Raw genomic sequence first — 19,956 nt, forward strand, 5'->3', positions numbered from 1 at the left:
TCAGCAGAACCATATGCTATGCCAGTAATGGATTGAATAAGACTTGGGGTTACGTGGGATAAGATGCCTGAGGCGACAAAAACTGTATTATGCGAAACGAATCACAAACAAAATTGTTTTTATAGATAAAAGCAGATCGATGCATGTGAACAACCCCTGGTAAAACACGCGCTGCAGCAACAAAACAGCGCAGAACTCCTTTATCCTGCACACCAATACTAGCCCCCAACGACTTCTCTTTATTTAAAGCGAGAGCCAATCATGAGCAGCCCCCAACGCGATATCACCCTTCGTTTTCTGGCCGAACCACAAGACGTAAATTTTGGTGGCAAGGTGCACGGTGGCGCGGTAATGAAGTGGATCGACCTCGCCGCCTACGCCTGCGCCGCCGGTTGGAGCAGCCGCTATTGCATCACCGTGTATGCCGGTGGAATTCGTTTTGTATCGCCCATTCATGTGGGCAATTTGGTTGAAGTGAGCGCAAAAATTATTTACACCGGCAACACGTCCATGCACATCGCCATAGAAGTAAATGCCTGCGACCCTAAATCACTTAACCGTCGCCTTACCACCCACTGCATCGTGATCATGGTCGCCGTGGACGAAAGCGGCCAGCCAGTTAAAGTCCCGGTATGGATTCCGCAAACCGAAGCAGACAAACAACAACACGCCACGGCCATCAAACTGATGGAAATGCGCAAAAAAATTGGCGACGAAATGCAGATTTTTGTTTGATTTATTTTTCCAACGCCCAGCTGAGATTCACGCTATGACACACGCATCACCTGCATCATCCACCTTAAAAACCAAACAGAAAAAAGACGCGCGCGATATTCGCGCCGACGCATTAAAAATTGCCAACAGTATAAAAATAGAAGGCCAATCGCCGGTGGAAACCAAAGCGATTGCGACAGGAATTCAACGCGGCATGGAAATGTTTTTACGGCAACAAAGTGAGAAAACGCGAGAATTGGATAAGCGGGTTAAAAAAGTAAAACAATTATCAACTCAACTAACACAACAAAAAAATCCAGAGAACCACACAGAAACCGCAGCCGTACAAAACCCTTCGCGCTTACCTTGGGTGCTGCTTGCGCTGTCATGGGGATTATTTTTAGCAGTGGGCCTGGTAATAACACTGCGATAAATAATTTTTAACTGCCTGCAAAAGTGAAATTGCAAACTTAAACGACAGCTTTTAAGGTTTTGTGTTTTTTGGCGCTTCACTCCTCCGCGAACAAATGGTCAATGAGACCTAGTCAACAGATGTACTAGTATTTTTCCCGTATAAATATCAATTGTCCTGCACAGCGGTCATAAAGCGCGTTTCAGCGCTTGCATAATAAAGGGTGCCGCTACTCCCCCGGTTATCATATTTTCAACCAACGGATTCTATGATCGGGTGAGCCATTATCAATACAACAATGTGGTGACGAAGGAGAACGTGAGAAGAAGTTTTGGGCCGGGGTGACGAGGTGTCTACCCAGTCCAGATACTGGAGACCGCAAATTTATTGCGATCTTTTTCTCGGCTGTTTTTACGCTAGCTTGCGCTTGGCGGGCTACGCATTGGCAGTCACCATAATAAATTGAGGATTGAATAATGGGACATAGAGTATCTCCTTCCACTCGCATGCCTGCTCCGGTGAAACGAGCGGTAAGCCTTCTCGGCGTCAGCATTGCGCTGGCCGCATTTTCGAATGCCGCCGCTGCTGGCTGTGAATATGTTGTGACCAACAGCTGGGGTTCGGGTTTTACTGCGGCGATCCGTATTTCGAACACCAGTTCGACCGCCATCAATGGCTGGAATGTTAGCTGGCAATACAACACTAACCGCGTGACGAATTTATGGAATGCCAACCTGTCGGGTAGCAATCCCTATGCGGCGACCAACCTGGGTTGGAACGGCACTATACCGCCGGGCCAAACCGTCGAGTTTGGTTTCCAGGGTGTTACCAATGGCGGTGCGGTTGAGCGCCCCACTGTAAATGGCGCTGCTTGTACTGGTGGCACGCCTTCTTCCAGTTCATCCAGCGTTGCTAGCTCGGCGCCTTCATCCAGCAGCGTACCCCCCGTTTCCAGCAGCTCCAGCGTTGTCAGTTCGTCGTCCATTGCCAATGGGGCGCAATGTAACTGGTACGGCACCCTTTACCCCATGTGTACCAGCACTGCCTCGGGTTGGGGTTATGAGAACAACAGAAGCTGTATCTCTTTCTCAACCTGCGATGCCCAGCCAGACCCATGGGGCCCGGTCAATCCCGGTTCGTCCAGTTCATCCAGCATTGCGCCCAGCAGTTCATCTGTACCTAGCAGCTCATTAGCACCAAGCAGTTCATCAGTGCCGAGCAGCTCATCCAGTTCTGTTGTCAGCTCCAGCTCGGTTATTAGCAGCTCAAGCCTGAGCTCTATGTCATCCAGCTCATCGTCATCAGTAACACCTCCGGGTAGCGGTGTGTTCCGCATCAATACCCAAGGTAACCTGACAAAAGATGGCGAATTGGTGCCAGCGCGTTGCGGTAACTGGTTCGGCCTTGAAGGTCGCCATGAGCCATCGAATGACGCCAACAACCCCAGCGGTGCACCAATGGAGTTGTATGTGGGCAATATGTGGTGGGTCAACAACAGCCAGGGTTCAGGTCGTACCATCCAGCAGACTATGACCGAACTGAAACAGCAAGGTATTACCATGCTGCGCCTGCCTATTGCACCCCAGACATTGGAAGCAAACAACCCACAAGGTATGGACCCCAACCTGAAAAACCATCAGTCGGTACGTCAAACTACCGCACGTCAGGCATTGGAGGATTTCATCAAACTGGCTGACCAGAATGACATCCAATTGTTCGTCGATATCCACTCCTGCTCTAACTATGTTGGCTGGCGCGCAGGCCGTTTGGATGCACGTCCACCCTATGTGGATGCCACCCGCGTAGGTTATGACTTTACCCGCGAAGAGTATTCATGCTCTGCCACCGGCAACCCAAGTTCAGTCACCAAAATCCATGCCTATGACAAGGAAAAATGGCTGGCTAACCTGAGAGAGATTGCAGGTCTGTCCGAGCAGTTGGGTGTAGATAACATCATCGGTATCGATGTATTCAACGAGCCCTATGATTACACTTGGGCCGAGTGGAAAGGTCTGGTTGAGGATGCCTATGAGGCGATTAACGAAGTGAACCCCAACATGATCATTATTGTTGAAGGTCTCTCCGCTAACGCCAACACCCAGGACGGAACACCGGATACCAAAGTTCCTGTTCCGCACGGCAGCCTTGATTTGAACCCTAACTGGGGTGAAAACCTCTACGAAGCTGGTACCAACCCGCTGAATATTCCTAAAGATCGCCTCTTGTTCTCACCTCACACCTACGGGCCTTCCGTGTTTGTACAAAAACAATTCATGGACCCAACGCAAACCGAGTGTGAAGATTTGGAAGGTGATGAAGCGGGCCACGCCGACTGCCGTATCGTGATCAACCCCGAGCTGTTGGAACAAGGCTGGGAAGAGCACTTTGGTTACCTGCGTGAGTTGGGTTACGGCATTTTGATTGGTGAGTTCGGCGGCAACATGGATTGGCCAGCTGCAAAAGCCAGCCCGGCAGACCGTGCCCTGTGGAGCCACATCACCACCAATGTGGATCAACAATGGCAGCAAACAGCGGCTAACTACTTCAAGAAAAAGGGTATCAATGCCTGCTACTGGTCGATCAACCCCGAGTCAGCAGACACCATGGGCTGGTACTTAACCCCTTGGGACCCTGTCTCCGCCAACACCAGTTGGGGGCAATGGACTGGTTTCGACCCACGTAAAACCGAGCTGTTGAATGACCTATGGGGACTGTAATTTCCTGCTCGCAGGAATAACCACAATTCCCAACGCGTAAAAACAAAACCCGAGGCCGCAAGGTCTCGGGTTTTGTTTTACTGGATTTAAAAGATCAAACCACTCGCCTCACCAACTCCCCCGGGTTTACCCCAAGGGTTGCAATACCGCTCTGGCGTAAGCAATAAACGCACACAGCGCCGCAACAACCAACCAATAAATCGGTGAACCCAAGCCTGTATTTCCCGCGAGAAAATGTATCGCGCAGAAGGACAACATAATCACCGCAATACAGGTTGCCGCAACAGGCACTAACACTGCCGCAGGTTTGTAGAGCGCAGGCAAAATCAAGCACAGCGCGCACAACAGCTCAACACCTGCGAGCGCCCACCAAACACCTGACGGAATGGCTTTCAGCGACGGCATGGTTTGTTCAGCGCTGTGGGAGAATTTCCACACCGCGCCCATCACGGTATGCAGCGCGAGCAGAATTTGCAAAATCCATAAAAAAATATTCATGCGTTAACCCCACTGTTATTGTCGATGAGTTGAATATCAAAATTTTCAAGAACCTGTTTGTCCATAACGATATCAATGGCTGTGATTTTTCCATCGCTAACCACAAAGCAAAACGCCACCACCGTTTTTCCATTCATCCCCCAGGTCGCGCCAGCAAACCCATTCACTAATGCCAACTGCGCACCCTGCGCACTGCCATTCAAGGTATCTGCCACCGCCTTGGCGCCCGCGATCTCCGCTGCAAATTGCGGCGCGCCGCGCGCTTTATTCGCCGTAGAAACTTTAATCGCCGTTTCATCAGCACGCAGCACAACCTCAGGGTGTAACAGGCGGATCAGCGCCTCAAAATTACCTTGCCGCGACGCCTGCATAAACGCAGCAACCACTTGCTGCTGGCGCTGCACATCTTTGCGCGGCATGGCCGCACCGCGAACACATCGGCGCGCACGGCTAGCCAATTGTCGTGTTGCCGATTCCGAGCGTTCAATAATCGGCGCGATTTCATCAAACGGTAAATCAAATAAATCATGCAGCACAAACGCGATACGCTCCGCGGCCGTGAGTTTATCCAACACCAACAACAACGCAGGCCCAATTGAATCGGCGATCAATAATTTCTCCTCCAAATCGCCCTCACCTTCCTCCGGCAGATCAACCAACATTTCCTCAAGCGATTCCTCACGCCCCGCCTTGCGCGCACGCAACATATCCAAGCAGACTCTGGCTACCACGGTAGTGAGCCAGCCGCCAAGGTTCTCGATACTTTCCGAATCAGACCGATTCAACCTGATCCACGCCTCCTGCACCGCATCCTCCGCCTCACTGCGCGAACCCAACATGCGATAAGCCACCGCCTGTAAATGGTGTCGCGTTGTTTCAAATTGTGTTGTCAACCAATCGCTCTTTTCCATCCTACCCTCAAGAATTACCTGTCATTTTGATGTTTTTGGGTGCTACACAACCATGACGAATCTGTAGTGCAAAGTGTGACAATAAATTAAAAAAATTTAATGGGTACTATTGCACGCCTATTATCAGGAACTGAAATGCAATATTGACCTTGACGCTGTCACTTTATGGAGAAAGTATGAAGATTGAACTTGTTTATGATGGACAGATTTTAAAATGGCCAGAGAAAGGATTAGCCTTTAAAGCAACTTCTGGCATGCCCGGCCATCAAATGCCTGGCGAGCAATGCACCCCGGACGCAGGCCCAGTTCCTGAAGGTCTATACAAAGTGTTTATCACCGACCAAGGCATGGCAAAAGATGATGGTCGTGGAATATGTGCAATTGCACCCTCATGGGGGATTCAGGAAATTCCTAGAGGTATTAAGGCCGGAGCCTGCGAGCCATACTGGGCTAATTGGGGAAAAAACAGAGCTCGTATGGAACCCGCAGATAACGAGACCAAAAAACATTGTGCTCCAATCACTCGTGGTGGCTTTTATTTACATGACTCAGTAAAAGGTTTTAGTCACGGATGTATAGAGGTAGAAACCAAACTTTTTAAACATCTACGCGATTATTCTTCTTCATCTAAAAAGCAATCGATAATTCTGAAAGTTAAATATGTAACAGGGAGAACAACAAATGGCGGCACCAAGATTTAGCGTTTTAGCTGCATTGCTCTTATGTGCTTGCGCGCATTCACAAGCGGAAAAAAACATAAAAGTGGAAAGTCAGGTCGAAGGCTGCTTTACCTTGCAAAACATTGCCTTGGATACAAGCAAGGAACCTGTGCTGGCAACTGCTTTAATCAATATCAACACTGCAACTACAGACTGCCCCTGTAAGTCAGCAGTCATGAAATACATGGCATATCAAAAGAAAGACGGAAACAACTTTGACTTATTATCTGGTCAGTTTTCCATATTAGGCAAAGAAAGCGTTGCATTACCGATTGCCGTTCAAAAACAACTTATTTTTCCAGATATCCCGATCTATTTATTTTTGTCCTGTTCAAACAATTAAGATTAAATAAACCGCTTTCTAGCAGAGACATACAGAAGCTGAGGTGCTTATTAATCCATCCTCAGCTTCTATAACCTGCGAAAAATATCGTTTACCTATTTTATAACAACCCAGATTCAAACTTTGGTTTGTTAAAACTCATCGCTAACCCGATCCCAAACCCCATCATAACCAATACTGCTGAGGTAGCCGCTTATTATGTTCATGCTGCGCCCCATCCAATGTTGCAAGTCACTTTCGCCTAACACCTCGATTCCTTTATCACGATCCCCAGCAGAGGCTTCCAACATCATCCAAAAGAAACGCGATAGTGCTTCAGCTTCTTCTTTGGATGTAATTGAATCTTTGCATTCAATGATCGGAATTAAGTTATCGGCTCGAAGTTGCTTGGCGTAATACAAGCAAACTTGCTGGGCTTTTTGGTCTTTTCCACTGAAATCTAACATGTTGGGCTCCTTAAAGAGTCAGATCTTTCATAATAGTCATCCCATGACCAATTAATTTTAAATTGGTTACCAAGGTTGAAATGTGCATTCTCTTTGTTACAGTCAGGAAATAATGGTTATTATTTTTGGGATCTTTCATGAAAGCCATGCCATCCGGGATGGATCGGCTTTCCAATATCCATGAAGCTATATTTGCCGGGCCAGGTTGATTCTTTCCTTTCGCATGATTGCGCAACATTTTCCATGTGCTTTTTAAATGACTAAATGATTTAGAAAACGATAGACCCGCAGATGGATCTGGCAGTACCCATTCCAAAGTTGTATCGAAGGTGTAATCGCCAACGCGCACCCCATGCATTAATTGATACGGACCTTGGCTTCCCTCCTCATAAATAGTTGCTGTATTCGGCGGTACAACCACCCGAAACATCACACCAAGTTCTTTTTTTTTAGCAATGCGGTGCTCAGCAATCAATCTATCGATTGCCTCCTGTAAGTCACCTACAGTTTTGAATTGTTCTACGTATCCCTCTTTACTCATATGATCTCCAGATAACAATTAAAATATGATCGAGCCTACTCATTATATTTCTATTGCAATACGCATTTTCCTACTAATGCCAAGCTGGCCAGTTATTGTGCTTTTAAATAACAATTAACTCTACCGTGAACGTTACAATAAAACAGAGAATGGTTTAGAAAAAACCGAACTCACTTTAATTGAGCTGAAAGAACTGACCGAATTCTTGGTTCAATTAAACCACATTCACAGCCTACACCCCTTCCACGAACCTGCCCCTGCAGCGGCAAATCCGCTGCAGGGATTCTCAACCCACTACTCCAAATCGGCACAAGGCGCGTGTTTTTTGCGCAGCTCTGTGTCCTCACACAGCTACGCCTCTGTTATGGCGGCGGGGCGGGGCCACCTTCGGGCGGGTCGGATTGGTTCAGGCCGGTGTTGAGAACCCCGTTCAGTCGCCTCCATGACTTTCAACTCGTGGCGGCAGTTTAATAACCCAAGCTGTGAGGCTGTGTTATGGATAATATTACCCACCTGGTGCCCGTCACCTGCCAATGCGTTATCAAGCTCGATCCATTCCAATTCAATTACTATGAACAAAGCTGCATAGAAATCCACTCCCCCGATGGCGATCACCTTGAAAGCATCGGCTATGACACCCAAAAACAAATACAAGAAGAACAAACGACTCAGCTGCAAGAACAGATTGTTTTGCTGCAATCACTGTGCGAGAAAATTACTCAAGAAGTGGAATTGCCTGCACAGGCAATTGCGGGATTGGGGGATTTGTTGTTTCGGGTTAGGGGGATTTTTGAAAAGCAGGATAGATAAAAGTGAGGCGGCTTTTTGGCCGCCTCTTTGCTCTCGCTTTATTCACTTATTTTTTCTAACAACGCATTCGTTGCCTGCAATAATTCTGCTAAAAGTTTTTCGTCCACATCCAGATAGCCTTCATATTCAGCCAGGTTTCTGCGCTCATGGCAAAGCACAAAAATTCTTATCTGAGTTTTGCTAACATCCGCAGTGTACGTCAGGCACTGAAACACCAGATAACGCTTATCTGATCGATACCCCATTTGGCGCAATGCATATAAAGCGAGTGCATGTGCAGAGTTGTAGGCCAAATCGAAACGGCTAGCAAAACTTAATGCGGAATTGTGGGCATCTTTCAGACGGTCAACCGCACTGCGCAATAAGCCAGCCGATTCATTGGCATCGGGTGGTTCTGCCTTTAAGCCTCCCGTGCGAACTAAATTTTCCAGTTGTTCAATCATGCATGCCTCCTTTCATTTTTTATTTAAACCTTATGCAACACTTTCATCCCATAGCGGAATACGAGCCTGCTCTATCACTCGCTGCAAGAAATGGTTTCCGGCCTTAAGTTTGACCTCAAAATCTTGCACAGTATAAAGCGTTGGATTTATGGTGCGCCCCAGTATTTCTTCTGCTGGCGCAAGCAATTCCATAACCTTGGTATAACTTAAGTCATCGCCTACTAACATCAGGTCTATGTCGCTACTTGCAGTAGCCTCACCTTTCGCAATAGAACCATAAATAAACCCCTGTGTTATCTGCGATGCCAGCGGCGCCAATGCAACCTTGAGCGTATCGCCAATACCAAAGGTTTTGCGAACTATGGCCGCTAGATCGGCGTAAATAGGGCAGCTCTGATCTGCCTGGTAATGGCTTTGGTTGCCAATTTGAACGCGACTAATAAGGCCTACGGCATGCAACTTTTCCAATTCACGCATTACCGTACCTTTACCAAGACCAGCCCAGCGTACAATCTCATTGGCAAAGAAACTCTGGTCAGGTTTGGTAAATAACAAACCCAGCACTTTTTGCTGGGTTTTACTGAAAAGGGCGTCGCCCAAACCTAGGGTTTTTAGGGTATTCATAGCAACAAAACTCAAAAGTCCCAATTTGGGTATGATAAGTCCCTTTTTGGGGGTCTTCAACCCCATCAGCTATTACAGCCAACCCCATCCCATACACCTACTACCAGCAAAGCTGCCTAGATATCCAATCACCTGATAGTGAATACATGGAAAGCATCGGTTACGAAATTTAAAAACAAACCCAGGAAGAACAAGCGACTCAACTGCAAGAGAAGATTGTTTTGCTGCGATCACTTTGCGAGAAAATTACTCAAGAAGTTGAATTGCCTGCGCAGGCAATTGCGGGATTGGGTGACTTGTTGTTTTGGGTTAGGGGGATTGTTGATAGGCAGGACAAGTAAGTTTAGAACATGACTGTCGCGGAACAGTTGCGACAGTCATGAATACGCATATACGATTAATGCCCCGCTCTCCAAAGCCGAGGAATCGCGACCAAGCCGAGAACTACCACAACAAATGAAATACCTATAAAAAATAAAGTTTTCCCTGAATCACTCACAGGATTCCACCAACCAAGTAAAGACCATGCTGGTTCAAGCACATCTTCTGCCAAAGATGGGACAGTTATTACGCCGAATAGTATTGTGAGCCATCGATTATTTTTTTCATTCAGTGTTTCCTCTCTTAAGGAGGCCTGTTCCGACCTAATAGAAAGAGCCTCAGATATATTTCCATGTAAGTCGTTAATACCAAACTCATTCCAACCAAAACGCAAAAGTTCCTGAATCTCGCCGAAATTTGTCTGTTCGTAAATGGATATTTTAAGATTGTTTATCGACCAACGAAGTTCATAAGCTTCTTTAACTTCCGATATTTTATCAACCTTTGATAAAAGTGCTCGGTGTAACATATATCCATACTCAAGCATTTCCACGGTTACCTGTTGCTCATAAATAAGATGCCCTCGATTTGCATCTGCTTGTATTTTTTGCTGTTTTTTCCCATTTTTTGACCAAACCCATAAAGTTCCTGTTTTAGCGATCAGGGCGGAATAGTCATCAAAAGGCCTTACATCTTTAGGCAAATATTTTATACTGGCATCTGCCCCAATAGCCGCATGCCGACCAATAATTGATCCAAACTTATCTCCATATGCATTAATATTTTCCCTAGATGTATTTTTCTGTCCATAGAAGGTTAATAAATAGATATGGGGGCGCCCATTCCAGAAATTTCCAACACCAATAATCTTTCGCTGCCCGAACAAAACATACGCCAATCCATTTCTTGGATTACTAGCAAGAAAAGCTAATATTGAAAAAATTGATTTTGCTACGGTGGAAAGGGTTTCCTTAAAACCATCTTGTCTTGGTAAAGAACAAAGAGAGGCTGAAAAATCGCCACTTTTAATTGTTTCTACCATTTTTAACACAGTTTGGTTATGCAATTTTTCAGAAAATAAAATTCTTATTCTCGAAATGAAATTAAATTTATATAGTGCATGATGATAAGCAGGGGCAGCTAATTGAGCAATTGCCGGACCAACTTTTATATCATCAAAAGGGATTTGAGAAAGATTGACGTATCTGTTTATAAAATCATTTATTAATGTATTTTTCCCATTAGAAATAGAGCGAAACTGAACCAAAACAATCCCATTCTCATACAGCTTAATAACAGGATAAAGGACAACACCTATTTCATATTCTTTAGATGTCAAATGAAACTCACTTAGAACAAGACGAATATACTCTGGAGAATTAGCCTCCTCATTGCATAGCTTCATCTCGGAGAATCTAAAATAACTCGCTTGATACCAAGCTTCGAGGGTGTAAGCATCAAGTTCCTCACCTTCATTTAACTGCATTTCTTTCTTAATGCACGCGCCTGTGCTTTGTGAGTTCATTTCAATTTTAGTGAACCCTACTTTGACACCCTGATTTGTTTGCCACCACGTCTCGCCATCTCGATGAAGAGCACAAACTGCCAGCTTAGATTTCACTGCTTTATATGCAATATTATGCAAACTCAAATTGGTAACATCTAAGAAACTTGAATACACATGCCAGATATCCCAATCTTTTATTTTCATTTTATTAAATGCTCTTAGGATTAAAATTCTAGGACCTTCGGAGTAAATGTAGCACCTGCTGTAACCCCCTCCAATTACATCAAATTTCACACTAACAACACAAACGGGAGAAAACAAAAACCCGCTTATCTTGCGATAAGCGGGTTTTTCATTTGGCGGAGCTAAATGTGCTCCGCCCCAGAATCCTGCCAATCCATGGACTTAGCTTATACCATCACCACCGCTGGATGCACTCGTGCCGTTTTTTGAACAGCATCAACGCTTCTCACCCACTTAGCTCCACATCGAACATTTATTTTCGCGCAAATAAAAAACCCGCGTTTCGTGAGAAACGCGGGTTTAGTATTTGGTGGAGCTAAGCGGGATCGAACCGCTGACCTCAACACTGCCAGTGCAGGGGACAACTTTTGGCAATGTTCTCTAACATCAGAAATCTGACGTTGGAGGTTCCAAAATGTCTGCAAAATCAAAGATTTACGGTATTGTCTGCACCAAAGGAGGCGTGGGTAAAACCACTAAAGCCGCGAACTTTGGCGCCATATTAGCCGATATGGGCCAGCGAGTTCTACTGGTAGATGCAGATCCACAACAATCACTGTCTCGCTTCTATCCAGTCACCCAAGCAGCCGCTTATGGTCTGAGCCATGTGTACCGCACCGCAAGTGTCGCCGAGTGCATCTCGAAGACTGCCATCGCTAATCTGGACATCATTTTAAATGACGACAAAGGTAGCGAGGGGAAAATACCCAACTTTTTGCGAGAATCCGTCCTCCATTTCCAGCACCTAAGGCATGCCTTGGAACAACTGGATTATGACTACATTTTGATCGACACCCAAGGTGCAAGCGGTATCGTCCAAGAGTCGGTCATCCTGGCTGCAGATGTGCTTTTGTCCCCTATCAAACCCCAAGTGCTGGATTCGAGAGAGTTCATATACGGCACCACTGAACTGGTGAATAAATTTCGACCTAAGCCCGGCTTTTACAGCATTACTGGCCGACCAATGCCACCAGTCAAGGTTTTGATAAATCTATGGGATCGCACCTCAACGGCGGCCGAGGTTTCCAATTATCTACGCTGTGAATTCGACAAGGAAACTGATGGTCACGTCACTGTGCTGAACACGGTGATTCCCTCTCTTAAAGCCTATTCAGAAGCGGCTGGCTTAGGTATTCCCGTTCATCGCTTCGAGAAAAGCCGAAGCGGCCCCACTCGCTCTGCCTTGGAAACCATGGTTGATCTGGCCTACGAGTTAGAGCCAAAACTTTTTGGCATCAAGCCTCAATGGTCTGTGTGAGGCTGCGTCATGGAAAACACAACTATCGCAAACCTCGGTAGACCTACCGAGGAAGAACAATTGGATTGGGTAGACCAACTAAGCACCCCTCGCCTAGTTTGCGGTTCCACCCGAACTGGTAAAACGCGGCTCGCTGAGGTGCAGGTCATGCCTGCACACGGCTGTCAAAAATTAGAAGCAACAGGAGGACTGAACAATGAGTAAGTCCTCTATTGCTGATCGCCTTAACAAACCTCATTTGAGTGCTTCGCCGTCTGATGGGTCCCCATTACCACCGGATCCAGTCGTAAAAACACGTGTCAGGGTTAACCTGGATAACACCATTGCTTATCGTCGCAACCCGAGAAGAACCAGAAACCCGAGATACGACGAGATTAAGGAATCTATTCGCAACGCGGGCCTTGACCACCCACCGGTAGTTACTCGTGAGTCCCCCGCGGATCCTTACATGATTAAGAAAGGTGGGAACACTCGCCTAAGTATTTTGCGTGAACTTTGGCAGGAAACTGGTGACCGCAAATACTATGAGTTTGATTGCGATTTTGAACCATGGACAAGTGACTTCAAAAACCTGATCAGTCATATGATCGAGAACGAAATGAAGGGGGATACTCTTTTCATTGAACGTGCTCTTGCTGCCTATGACCTGAAGCTTGAACTGGAAGCAGAAAAAGGTGAACTCTCAACAAGAGAGCTCGCAAGGTTAATCACTGCTGAAGGCTGGACTCTTAAGGACACCAGCCTCAATCAGATGTTGTATGCCCATGAAAACCTATTCCCAATTATCCCAGAAGCATTTTGGTCAGGCATCGGAATTGACCGTGTTAAAAAAATCCGGAAGCTGCTCGAAACCTGTAAAACATTTTGGGAATCTGTTGCACAAGAACATGAAGGAACCTTTGATGACATTTGGAAACCTGTTTTCACTGCAATGGATGGTGACGGGTTTGATATAGACAAAGCGGAGCATGAGCTGTGCTCCGCCATGTCCGCAAAGCTTGACTCACCCGTGCTGCAACTACGCGCAGAAGTGCAAGCCATTGGTGTAGGTATATCCAAAGGTGGGAATCGCCCGAGGGATATCATCGCCGAAGCCAACGCCCAGGAGCAGCTGCAAAAACAAACGGGAACCAATACAACTAAGGCACCCCAACCACCCAAGCGCCCCCCTGAGTTAAGCCCATCGAACCCGGGCAGCAGTCAGGAAACTGATTCGTCACTCCAGACGGAGCATGAGCAAGAAAATCAGGAACCTGTAAATAATTCGCCTGCAGTAGTTCGTCATGTCTACGGCGACTTGTCGTCACTGCAGTACTTATTGGATTACGAGGTATCCTCTCTCAAAGAGCTGGCTTACCAAGCCGCCGTCGATTATGCCGATACCGTGGGATTATCGGAGTATGTGGATTACCTTGAGGAGGATGGATGGCACACCGGCTATCGTATGCTGCCGCCCTCACAGATTGATTCAGAGCTGATTCTTTATTGGGTAACGTTGTGGGCGCAATCACATGCGTTAACAGCACCCATTTCATTATTTAATGCAATGAATGAGTTATTAGAGGTTTGCCCCTCCATCAGCAAAGATAATTTATTGACCCTGCTCGCTCTCGGCTCTGCATTTAAAGGCCGCCTCATGGGGCGTCAAATCAGTGATCCGGATGCGAACCCTATTCAATGGCAAGCATTAACTGAATTGGAAGCCATTGTCAGCCTGTTAGTGGACTACCGTACGCATTCACCTCATAAGCTCAACAGCACTGTTGAAGTGGGAGGTGAATGATATGCAGAACTACTACATCACCTCTTTAAATCACCAGGCATTACTCGCAGTGGCCGAAGCGTTACGCAATGGCGATAGCCAGTTGCTACACCAGTTGGGGTTAGGTGCATTGGATCAAGGCGTTGCTGCGCAGCTAAAAGCGTTATCAGCTGATCGTATTGCATGCCTGCCCAATTTTAAAGGCTCCCTGTTCCAGCTACGCATTGATCAACACACCCTGCGCCTGTACCTCGGCTTTGCGGATAGCAAAGTTACCGAAGACGATTTGGTAAATCGCGCAATTCGCGCTGGCTTACGTCAGCCTATGCTCGAAGAACTTAAAGGGATTACCCGCCGTGATTTTGCAGCGCGACGGGCGCGTATGAGCCTGCCTGAACACAGTCGTGGACGGATCGAAGTATTGAGTGAAGAGGAAGAAATCACAGTGCTGCGAGTATGGGAAAAGCTGCGTGATATTGAAGACCCCTTGGTGAGACTGATAGCGCTATATGAGGAAACTGATATCGCCCTGGATCAAGCCTACATAACGATAAAGCAACTGCAATAAGGCAACGAGCATGAGTAAAGAACTCGACATTATTGCGCGGCAAATCGATAAGGCGGAACGAGACTTGATTAGCCAACGCGCCTTTGGTGACGAAGATGATGGTATGGCGGTGTTGTTCACCGGCAACCATCATGATTCCTTTCCGCGCTATTTAGTCCTCAATCGCGAGCTGAATGCCACGGACAAAGTAACGTGGCAGATCATCCGATTGACGATCACCGATCCAACGCGCCCAGGATCAACACCGAAACGCAATGAGCTGGCGGCAATGGTCGGCTGCTCGGCACCGACGCTGACCGCCAGTCGCAACATGTTGAGGATTTCCCGCTGGATGACGTTGTGCAAGACCGTGCGTAAGCAAGGTCGCTTTGTTGGCGATATTTACCTGTTGAACGACGAACCGCTCTCACTGATCAGTACGCTGGACTTTGATCCAACCTATGTACAGTTTTTGGAAAACCAGTGTCAGTCAGAAAATAAACGCATACGGTTAGCAGCGGCAAAAGCCCTGCAAGAAATCGGCGCGTTGGAAACGTCTGCCCCTCCCACAGAGGGTGACGTATTTTTAAACCGCTTGAATCGTATGTTTGCCATGGATGGTGAAGCCAACACTGAATCCAATACTTCGGATAGCCACCAGAGAAAGAATCTTTCTCCGGTGAATGAGAGTGCCGAAACAGGTCAAAATAGCAAAACCCATGCGGAATCAGGACTTACGAATCACCAGAGTAAGAATTCTTCCATGGTGGAAACCGACCAGAGAAAGAATCTTTCTCTGGCGGAAAATGACCAGAGTAAAAATTTTTCTCTGGCTGAGAAAAAAAATTCTTTCCCCGGCGGTAGTAGTAGTAGTTTTATAAATAATAAATATATATCTACTGCGCGCGCGATAGAGAGCGAACAGGATCAGCAAAGTCTGGCGAATTACCTCGACATCACCCGTCGAGGTCGTTGGGGAGCAAATACTGATCACGAGGATGCCTGGATAACTCGCTATTTACCGTGGCTCAAACACCCAACCTTCGAACGCTATGCGCTGATCCTGACAGCAGGTCGTGACAGCTGTTTGCCAGCCATCTACCGGAAAATTAAACCCTTGCCGAATCACGGCCAAGAGCTGGTGCTCATGCAACTGCTCGGGCACACAGCCGCTGCATCACATGGCTGGCGCGAACACATTCGTGACCCCATCGCCTACACCCACAAACTCGTTTCACTGCAAACGGCTAACGAGCTTGTACCTGACGAATGGGCGCTGGAATTGATGCGTTGCTATCACGACAAAGCCAGTTCTCAGCCACCGGCGTTTACTGATAACCCGGATCGAATTTGGTAGTTCGAAAGGCTTTCGAACTTTTTGAGTAACGAAGATAGCGTAATTGAATTCGAAAGGCTTTCGAACTTTCAAGCAACTTGGGAATGTATTGGAGTTCGAGCAGCGATCAAAGCATAGGTAATACATTAAATTCGAAAGGCTTTCGAACTTTGGAAGTGTGGGAGCCTACCACAATTTGAAGTGACGCAGAGATTGCAGGTAATTCGTGTCCCGAGACACGCTTTTGTACAAGAGACAGCACGTTTTTAATCGTTATTAAATTTTTCACACAACACGAACGGAGTTTTTATGCCAAGCAATGATTCTCATCTTGCAGATGCGGTTGAAGGAGCAAGCGCTACCGCACAAGCATCAGGCGCGGGCACCCTGGATATGGGTAAGCTCGATAAGATGTTCACAGCCGATGCGGGCACACAGAAAAGTACACCCAAGGGGCGGGCAGCACGGCGTAATCAGCCAGGGCTTTCTGGTGAGCCAACAGAGCGCACTGTGAACCTACCACCATCGATGCAGATGGGTGCCACGCTGAAATTACACACGCATCTTGCGATCAATTTGTTTCGTGGTCGCCGTGGTGATCGCCATAAAAATATTCGCCAGATTGTGGGCATGTCCCTCTTTGCCCGTCAGGCCGGTTTGATTTGGACAGCGGCAAAGAATGACGATCCTTATGCGGATCAATGTCTGGTTGAAATTGAAGCCGCTCATAAGCGCACCAAAGCGTTGCTGGATGAACGTGAAAAATCGTTGTCGGATTTAATCGTAGGCTTGGAAGACTTCGATGTGAGTGTGCAAGCCTGTGCAGAGCCGTTAGAAATTCCCCTCAACTTTCATTCGCCTTGGGCGTACCGTTCGGTGTTACTCCTTCTGCAATATGACCGCATCGTGAGACTTGGGCTTACAGCCCATCATGTGGGATTTATCGGTGATGCCGAGTGGAATGATGTTGTGACGGACTCTGGTAGAGCTATGCGGAATCTGTTTGAAGAAGTGAATCGCTGGATATTCACCAATGTGACTCGCGACGATATCCGTAAAAACACCAAGGTCGCCAAACGTGCGCAAGGCCAATACCTTGAGAAGAAAAATAACCGTTTGGAAATTGAGACTGACGTGATGGAAGGCACCAAGCGCGCTTCAATCGCGCCACGCAGTCTGGAATTGGAAAAATATCTGGCAAACAAACGTGCGCTTGAAGAGCGTGCGCAAAGATCGCAGAACACAGAACAAGAACCATCAGAAAACACACACACAAATTGAGCATTTTTTAGACTAATAAAATGCTGATTTGATGAATGCCTGTAATGACAATGAATACTTTAAAACGCAGCAAGGTGTGAATATGGCTTCTTCGCAACATGTGAATACTCAATTGGCGGAACGTCCTTTAAAAGGCCTTTTAATGGGTAAGGGGGCGGCGGGACTTTCTGACAAGATTCGCACAGTGCTGCGCAAAATGCAGCTGGTGCAACAAGCAATGAAAGATCTGGAAACGCAACAACGCCTCAGTCGGGAAACTGCCGGGTCGGAATGCATTGAGCTGTATCTGGCAACCAACCTGCGCACGCAGCTGTTGAATGACGATATTGATACCGTCAAACATTTATCGGCCGCTGAATTATCGTTTGAGCATACCAAGCGCCCTATGGCACTGGAATGGCGAGCCAGACGGGAATTTGCACTGGCATACGGTTACGGCAACACAGCACGCATTCATGCGTTTAATCCACAGCACGACCACTATTGCACTGTGCGGGAGTATGTGAGCAAACAATCCCCCGAGTATTACGAAGTGCTTGCAGGTTACGATGTCGTCCGCGTGACATTAAACAACTCTGTGAAATCTCTTCGCAAAACCATTCTGGATCTGAACTCAGTGAGTGAGGAATCGCGATACCCAGACGATGTGGCCAAAGAGGCTGAAAAGCTCTCCCGTCGGTTGTTCAAAACACTACCAGGCTTTCAAGAGCTGACCGATGTGTTGAACCAGTTGTACGCATGAAATTTGATAACGCAAATTGGAATTAATCGCCGAGGTAGTTATGACAAAGACTGTTGAGATACATCCGGAAGTACTTAAGGAATTGGAGTACATCGTGGCGTTACACAAAGAACATAGTGCACCAAACCCAATGGCTACGGTTGAAGATTTGGTGAGTTTTGTACTGGCGTCAGTTGCGGATGGCAGTCGCCGCCCTGGAGCATGGGAGCGTCAATTACTCACCATGATGGGGTTGGTTGCTGATTGCGCTGAGCATGAACAATACCGCTCCAGTTATGGGATGCCCGAAGACAAATAACCGGCGATTCATGTCTCGGAACACGAATTATGCAAATAGCTAAAGGCAGCAAAAGAAATGAATGAATTAAAACTTCTAGCAGTTAGCGTAGCGGCGTTAATGATTGGCATTTTTATAGGTGTTAAATACAAACAATCCTACATCGATAAGCTGAAAGCAGACCACAAATTAGCGTTTCAATACTGGGATCAAAAAGTAGGAGGAACAACGCTATGGAATGGAGAAATGGTCAATTATAACTTGCGCACCTTTGACGGTGGCAGAACCTGGTATCAGGTTGAATTCGATGATGAGTGGAGAATGAAAATTCTTGGCAATGTAGATGATCTTTTTCCGGGCCTTATCGAAACCCTTGATGGAATTGATGCGTTAACCGATCACGCAAGAGAGAACGGCGCTATTACGCTCAAAGATGGCCTGCATGGACAAGAGGCTCAATTACTGAGAAGCGCCGGATTTGATGTGGTGGCCAAGTAAGCCGTGATTGAATCGGAAATATCCGCCATGAGTCGAATTATTTGTATTACGAGTTGGTTCGATATCTATAACCGACAAGGTACTAAGACAGGAGAAAAAGAATTCACCGTATCCCATAGAATCGATGAAGACACTGGTGATGCAGTAGTACTGCCTTGCGAACATCCAGACAAATTGGGTGCGGTATGGGATGAAGGTATACGGGAGTATGTTCTTCTTATAAACAAAATCGTGTCTCGGGACACGGATTGAAACTGTCATTATCTATGACACACCGGCACCATTGTTTCATTATCTTTTTGGTCAGCGAAAGTCTAAAAAATTATTGGGACTCCACACACATGACTAACAAATATCTTCAAAAATATTCATTGCACAATTTGGCATCGAAAATCTATGCTCTTCTACAGCTCGCACATCAACCAGCCACACCATTACTAACTGCAAATGCTACCGAGCCTAAGACAATCATGAGTTTGTGGCTAGGCACTGGAGATGCCCCGCTACCAATGGATCCCGTTGAAAGGCGGGAGTATTTATTGAAAGGCGAGGTATTTCTAAGCTGGTTAGTGACTCGATTGAACAATCAAGTACTGTCCGTTAATCATTCGACTGCGGCAGTCCATATTGTAGATCAAGGCGTGTTTTTATTAGCGCCTCGTATCTTCAGGCTATATCTTCATCTGCACCAGCTGGATGAGTGTTTGCATAGAAAGCTGTCCAGAAATTTTTCCCGTTTGCAAATTCACAAACGTAAAGGCGACATAAATCTGCACCAATACCACCTCAAGCGTGCACCCCATAAGGTATTGAATGGCTGGTTAATTCCATTTAAAGAAATATACGCACCTGATATCCCGGCAATCAATCCCTATCTAGCGCGCACATCATCGGGTGATTCTGAATGAATACCTTTTCAGATAAATGGCAACCAGACAATGCATTGATTCAACGCATTTGTTCATTCGCAATCCCTGAACATTACATCAAAGAACAGGTTCAGCTT

The 19,956-nt window shown here is 46.7% G+C and carries 22 protein-coding genes; 15 read left to right on the forward strand and 7 right to left on the reverse strand.

Going from position 1 to position 19,956, the window contains the following annotated elements; all coding sequences use genetic code 11:
* Positions 1 to 261: 261 nt before the first annotated feature.
* The 3 genes from NNX04_RS07105 (at position 262) to NNX04_RS07115 (ending at position 3,843) form a co-directional block, all read left to right on the forward strand.
* The gene (locus NNX04_RS07105) at positions 262 to 735 is read left to right on the forward strand and encodes an acyl-CoA thioesterase (RefSeq protein WP_261947942.1); all 474 of its coding nucleotides are present in this window, start codon (positions 262 to 264) and stop codon (positions 733 to 735) included.
* Between the two features lie 34 nt (positions 736 to 769).
* Positions 770 to 1,147 (forward strand): DUF2956 domain-containing protein, encoded by a 378-nt coding sequence (locus tag NNX04_RS07110; protein WP_261947943.1) that lies wholly within the window; start codon positions 770 to 772, stop codon positions 1,145 to 1,147.
* 455 nt (positions 1,148 to 1,602) lie between these two features.
* A complete protein-coding gene (locus NNX04_RS07115; protein WP_261947944.1) occupies positions 1,603 to 3,843 on the forward strand; it encodes a cellulase family glycosylhydrolase in 2,241 nt (746 codons plus the stop codon).
* Between the two features lie 126 nt (positions 3,844 to 3,969).
* On the opposite strand, the gene NNX04_RS07120 is transcribed toward NNX04_RS07115, so the two are convergent.
* On the reverse strand, positions 3,970 to 4,341 hold the full coding sequence (locus NNX04_RS07120; protein WP_261947945.1) for a DoxX family protein: 372 nt from the start codon (positions 4,339 to 4,341) through the stop codon (positions 3,970 to 3,972).
* On the reverse strand, positions 4,338 to 5,252 hold the full coding sequence (locus NNX04_RS07125; protein WP_261947946.1) for a sigma-70 family RNA polymerase sigma factor: 915 nt from the start codon (positions 5,250 to 5,252) through the stop codon (positions 4,338 to 4,340). The genes NNX04_RS07120 and NNX04_RS07125 overlap by 4 nt, the downstream gene beginning before the upstream one ends.
* 176 nt (positions 5,253 to 5,428) lie before the next feature.
* Between NNX04_RS07125 and NNX04_RS07130 the strand changes: the two genes are divergently transcribed.
* Both NNX04_RS07130 and NNX04_RS07135 read left to right on the forward strand, forming a co-directional pair.
* Entirely contained in the window at positions 5,429 to 5,953 is a 525-nt protein-coding gene (locus NNX04_RS07130; RefSeq protein ID WP_261947947.1) for a tlde1 domain-containing protein, read from the forward strand.
* Positions 5,934 to 6,314: a DUF2195 family protein gene (locus NNX04_RS07135; protein ID WP_261947948.1), complete on the forward strand. Its 381-nt coding sequence runs from the start codon at positions 5,934 to 5,936 to the stop codon at positions 6,312 to 6,314. The genes NNX04_RS07130 and NNX04_RS07135 overlap by 20 nt, the downstream gene beginning before the upstream one ends.
* A 131-nt stretch (positions 6,315 to 6,445) precedes the next feature.
* Here NNX04_RS07135 and NNX04_RS07140 read toward each other — a convergent pair whose 3' ends face one another.
* Positions 6,446 to 6,760 (reverse strand): hypothetical protein, encoded by a 315-nt coding sequence (locus NNX04_RS07140; protein ID WP_007642662.1) that lies wholly within the window; start codon positions 6,758 to 6,760, stop codon positions 6,446 to 6,448.
* A 10-nt stretch (positions 6,761 to 6,770) separates the two neighbouring features.
* A complete protein-coding gene (locus NNX04_RS07145; RefSeq protein WP_007642664.1) occupies positions 6,771 to 7,301 on the reverse strand; it encodes a hypothetical protein in 531 nt (176 codons plus the stop codon).
* Positions 7,302 to 7,796: 495 nt separating this feature from the next.
* Between NNX04_RS07145 and NNX04_RS07150 the strand changes: the two genes are divergently transcribed.
* Positions 7,797 to 8,111: a hypothetical protein gene (locus tag NNX04_RS07150; protein WP_261947949.1), complete on the forward strand. Its 315-nt coding sequence runs from the start codon at positions 7,797 to 7,799 to the stop codon at positions 8,109 to 8,111.
* A gap of 38 nt (positions 8,112 to 8,149) precedes the next feature.
* On the opposite strand, the gene NNX04_RS07155 is transcribed toward NNX04_RS07150, so the two are convergent.
* The 3 genes from NNX04_RS07155 to NNX04_RS07165 all read right to left on the reverse strand — a co-directional run bounded on the left by NNX04_RS07155 (position 8,150) and on the right by NNX04_RS07165 (position 11,210).
* Positions 8,150 to 8,554, reverse strand: coding sequence for a hypothetical protein (locus NNX04_RS07155; RefSeq protein ID WP_261947950.1), 405 nt, complete (start codon positions 8,552 to 8,554; stop codon positions 8,150 to 8,152).
* A 30-nt stretch (positions 8,555 to 8,584) separates the two neighbouring features.
* Complete coding sequence (locus NNX04_RS07160) at positions 8,585 to 9,178, reverse strand: nucleotidyltransferase domain-containing protein (RefSeq protein WP_261947951.1); 594 nt, start codon at positions 9,176 to 9,178, stop codon at positions 8,585 to 8,587.
* A gap of 397 nt (positions 9,179 to 9,575) precedes the next feature.
* Positions 9,576 to 11,210 (reverse strand): hypothetical protein, encoded by a 1,635-nt coding sequence (locus NNX04_RS07165; RefSeq protein ID WP_261947952.1) that lies wholly within the window; start codon positions 11,208 to 11,210, stop codon positions 9,576 to 9,578.
* A 454-nt stretch (positions 11,211 to 11,664) separates the two neighbouring features.
* On the opposite strand from NNX04_RS07165, the gene NNX04_RS07170 reads away from it, so the two are divergent.
* The 9 genes from NNX04_RS07170 (at position 11,665) to NNX04_RS07210 (ending at position 19,858) form a co-directional block, all read left to right on the forward strand.
* Positions 11,665 to 12,507: a ParA family protein gene (locus NNX04_RS07170; protein WP_261947953.1), complete on the forward strand. Its 843-nt coding sequence runs from the start codon at positions 11,665 to 11,667 to the stop codon at positions 12,505 to 12,507.
* Positions 12,508 to 12,703: 196 nt separating this feature from the next.
* A complete protein-coding gene (locus tag NNX04_RS07175) occupies positions 12,704 to 14,290 on the forward strand; it encodes a ParB family protein (protein ID WP_261947954.1) in 1,587 nt (528 codons plus the stop codon).
* Between the two features lies 1 nt (position 14,291).
* Complete coding sequence (locus NNX04_RS07180) at positions 14,292 to 14,837, forward strand: DUF2857 domain-containing protein (RefSeq protein WP_261947955.1); 546 nt, start codon at positions 14,292 to 14,294, stop codon at positions 14,835 to 14,837.
* A 10-nt stretch (positions 14,838 to 14,847) separates the two neighbouring features.
* Positions 14,848 to 16,173 carry an STY4528 family pathogenicity island replication protein gene (locus tag NNX04_RS07185; protein ID WP_261947956.1) on the forward strand — a complete coding sequence of 442 codons (1,326 nt, stop codon included), beginning with the start codon at positions 14,848 to 14,850 and terminating at the stop codon, positions 16,171 to 16,173.
* A 288-nt stretch (positions 16,174 to 16,461) separates the two neighbouring features.
* Positions 16,462 to 17,433, forward strand: a complete 972-nt coding sequence (locus NNX04_RS07190; protein ID WP_261947957.1) for a PFL_4669 family integrating conjugative element protein — start codon at positions 16,462 to 16,464, stop codon at positions 17,431 to 17,433.
* Positions 17,434 to 17,515: 82 nt separating this feature from the next.
* Positions 17,516 to 18,175: a hypothetical protein gene (locus NNX04_RS07195; RefSeq protein WP_261947958.1), complete on the forward strand. Its 660-nt coding sequence runs from the start codon at positions 17,516 to 17,518 to the stop codon at positions 18,173 to 18,175.
* A gap of 40 nt (positions 18,176 to 18,215) precedes the next feature.
* Positions 18,216 to 18,473, forward strand: coding sequence for a hypothetical protein (locus tag NNX04_RS07200; protein ID WP_261947959.1), 258 nt, complete (start codon positions 18,216 to 18,218; stop codon positions 18,471 to 18,473).
* Between the two features lie 57 nt (positions 18,474 to 18,530).
* Positions 18,531 to 18,950, forward strand: a complete 420-nt coding sequence (locus NNX04_RS07205; protein ID WP_261947960.1) for a hypothetical protein — start codon at positions 18,531 to 18,533, stop codon at positions 18,948 to 18,950.
* A gap of 341 nt (positions 18,951 to 19,291) precedes the next feature.
* Positions 19,292 to 19,858 carry a conjugal transfer nickase/helicase domain-containing protein gene (locus NNX04_RS07210; protein ID WP_261947961.1) on the forward strand — a complete coding sequence of 189 codons (567 nt, stop codon included), beginning with the start codon at positions 19,292 to 19,294 and terminating at the stop codon, positions 19,856 to 19,858.
* Positions 19,859 to 19,956: the final 98 nt, after the last annotated feature.

This window comes from Cellvibrio sp. QJXJ, from assembly GCF_024452345.1.
In the GTDB taxonomy this organism is placed as follows: Bacteria; Pseudomonadota; Gammaproteobacteria; order Pseudomonadales; family Cellvibrionaceae; genus Cellvibrio.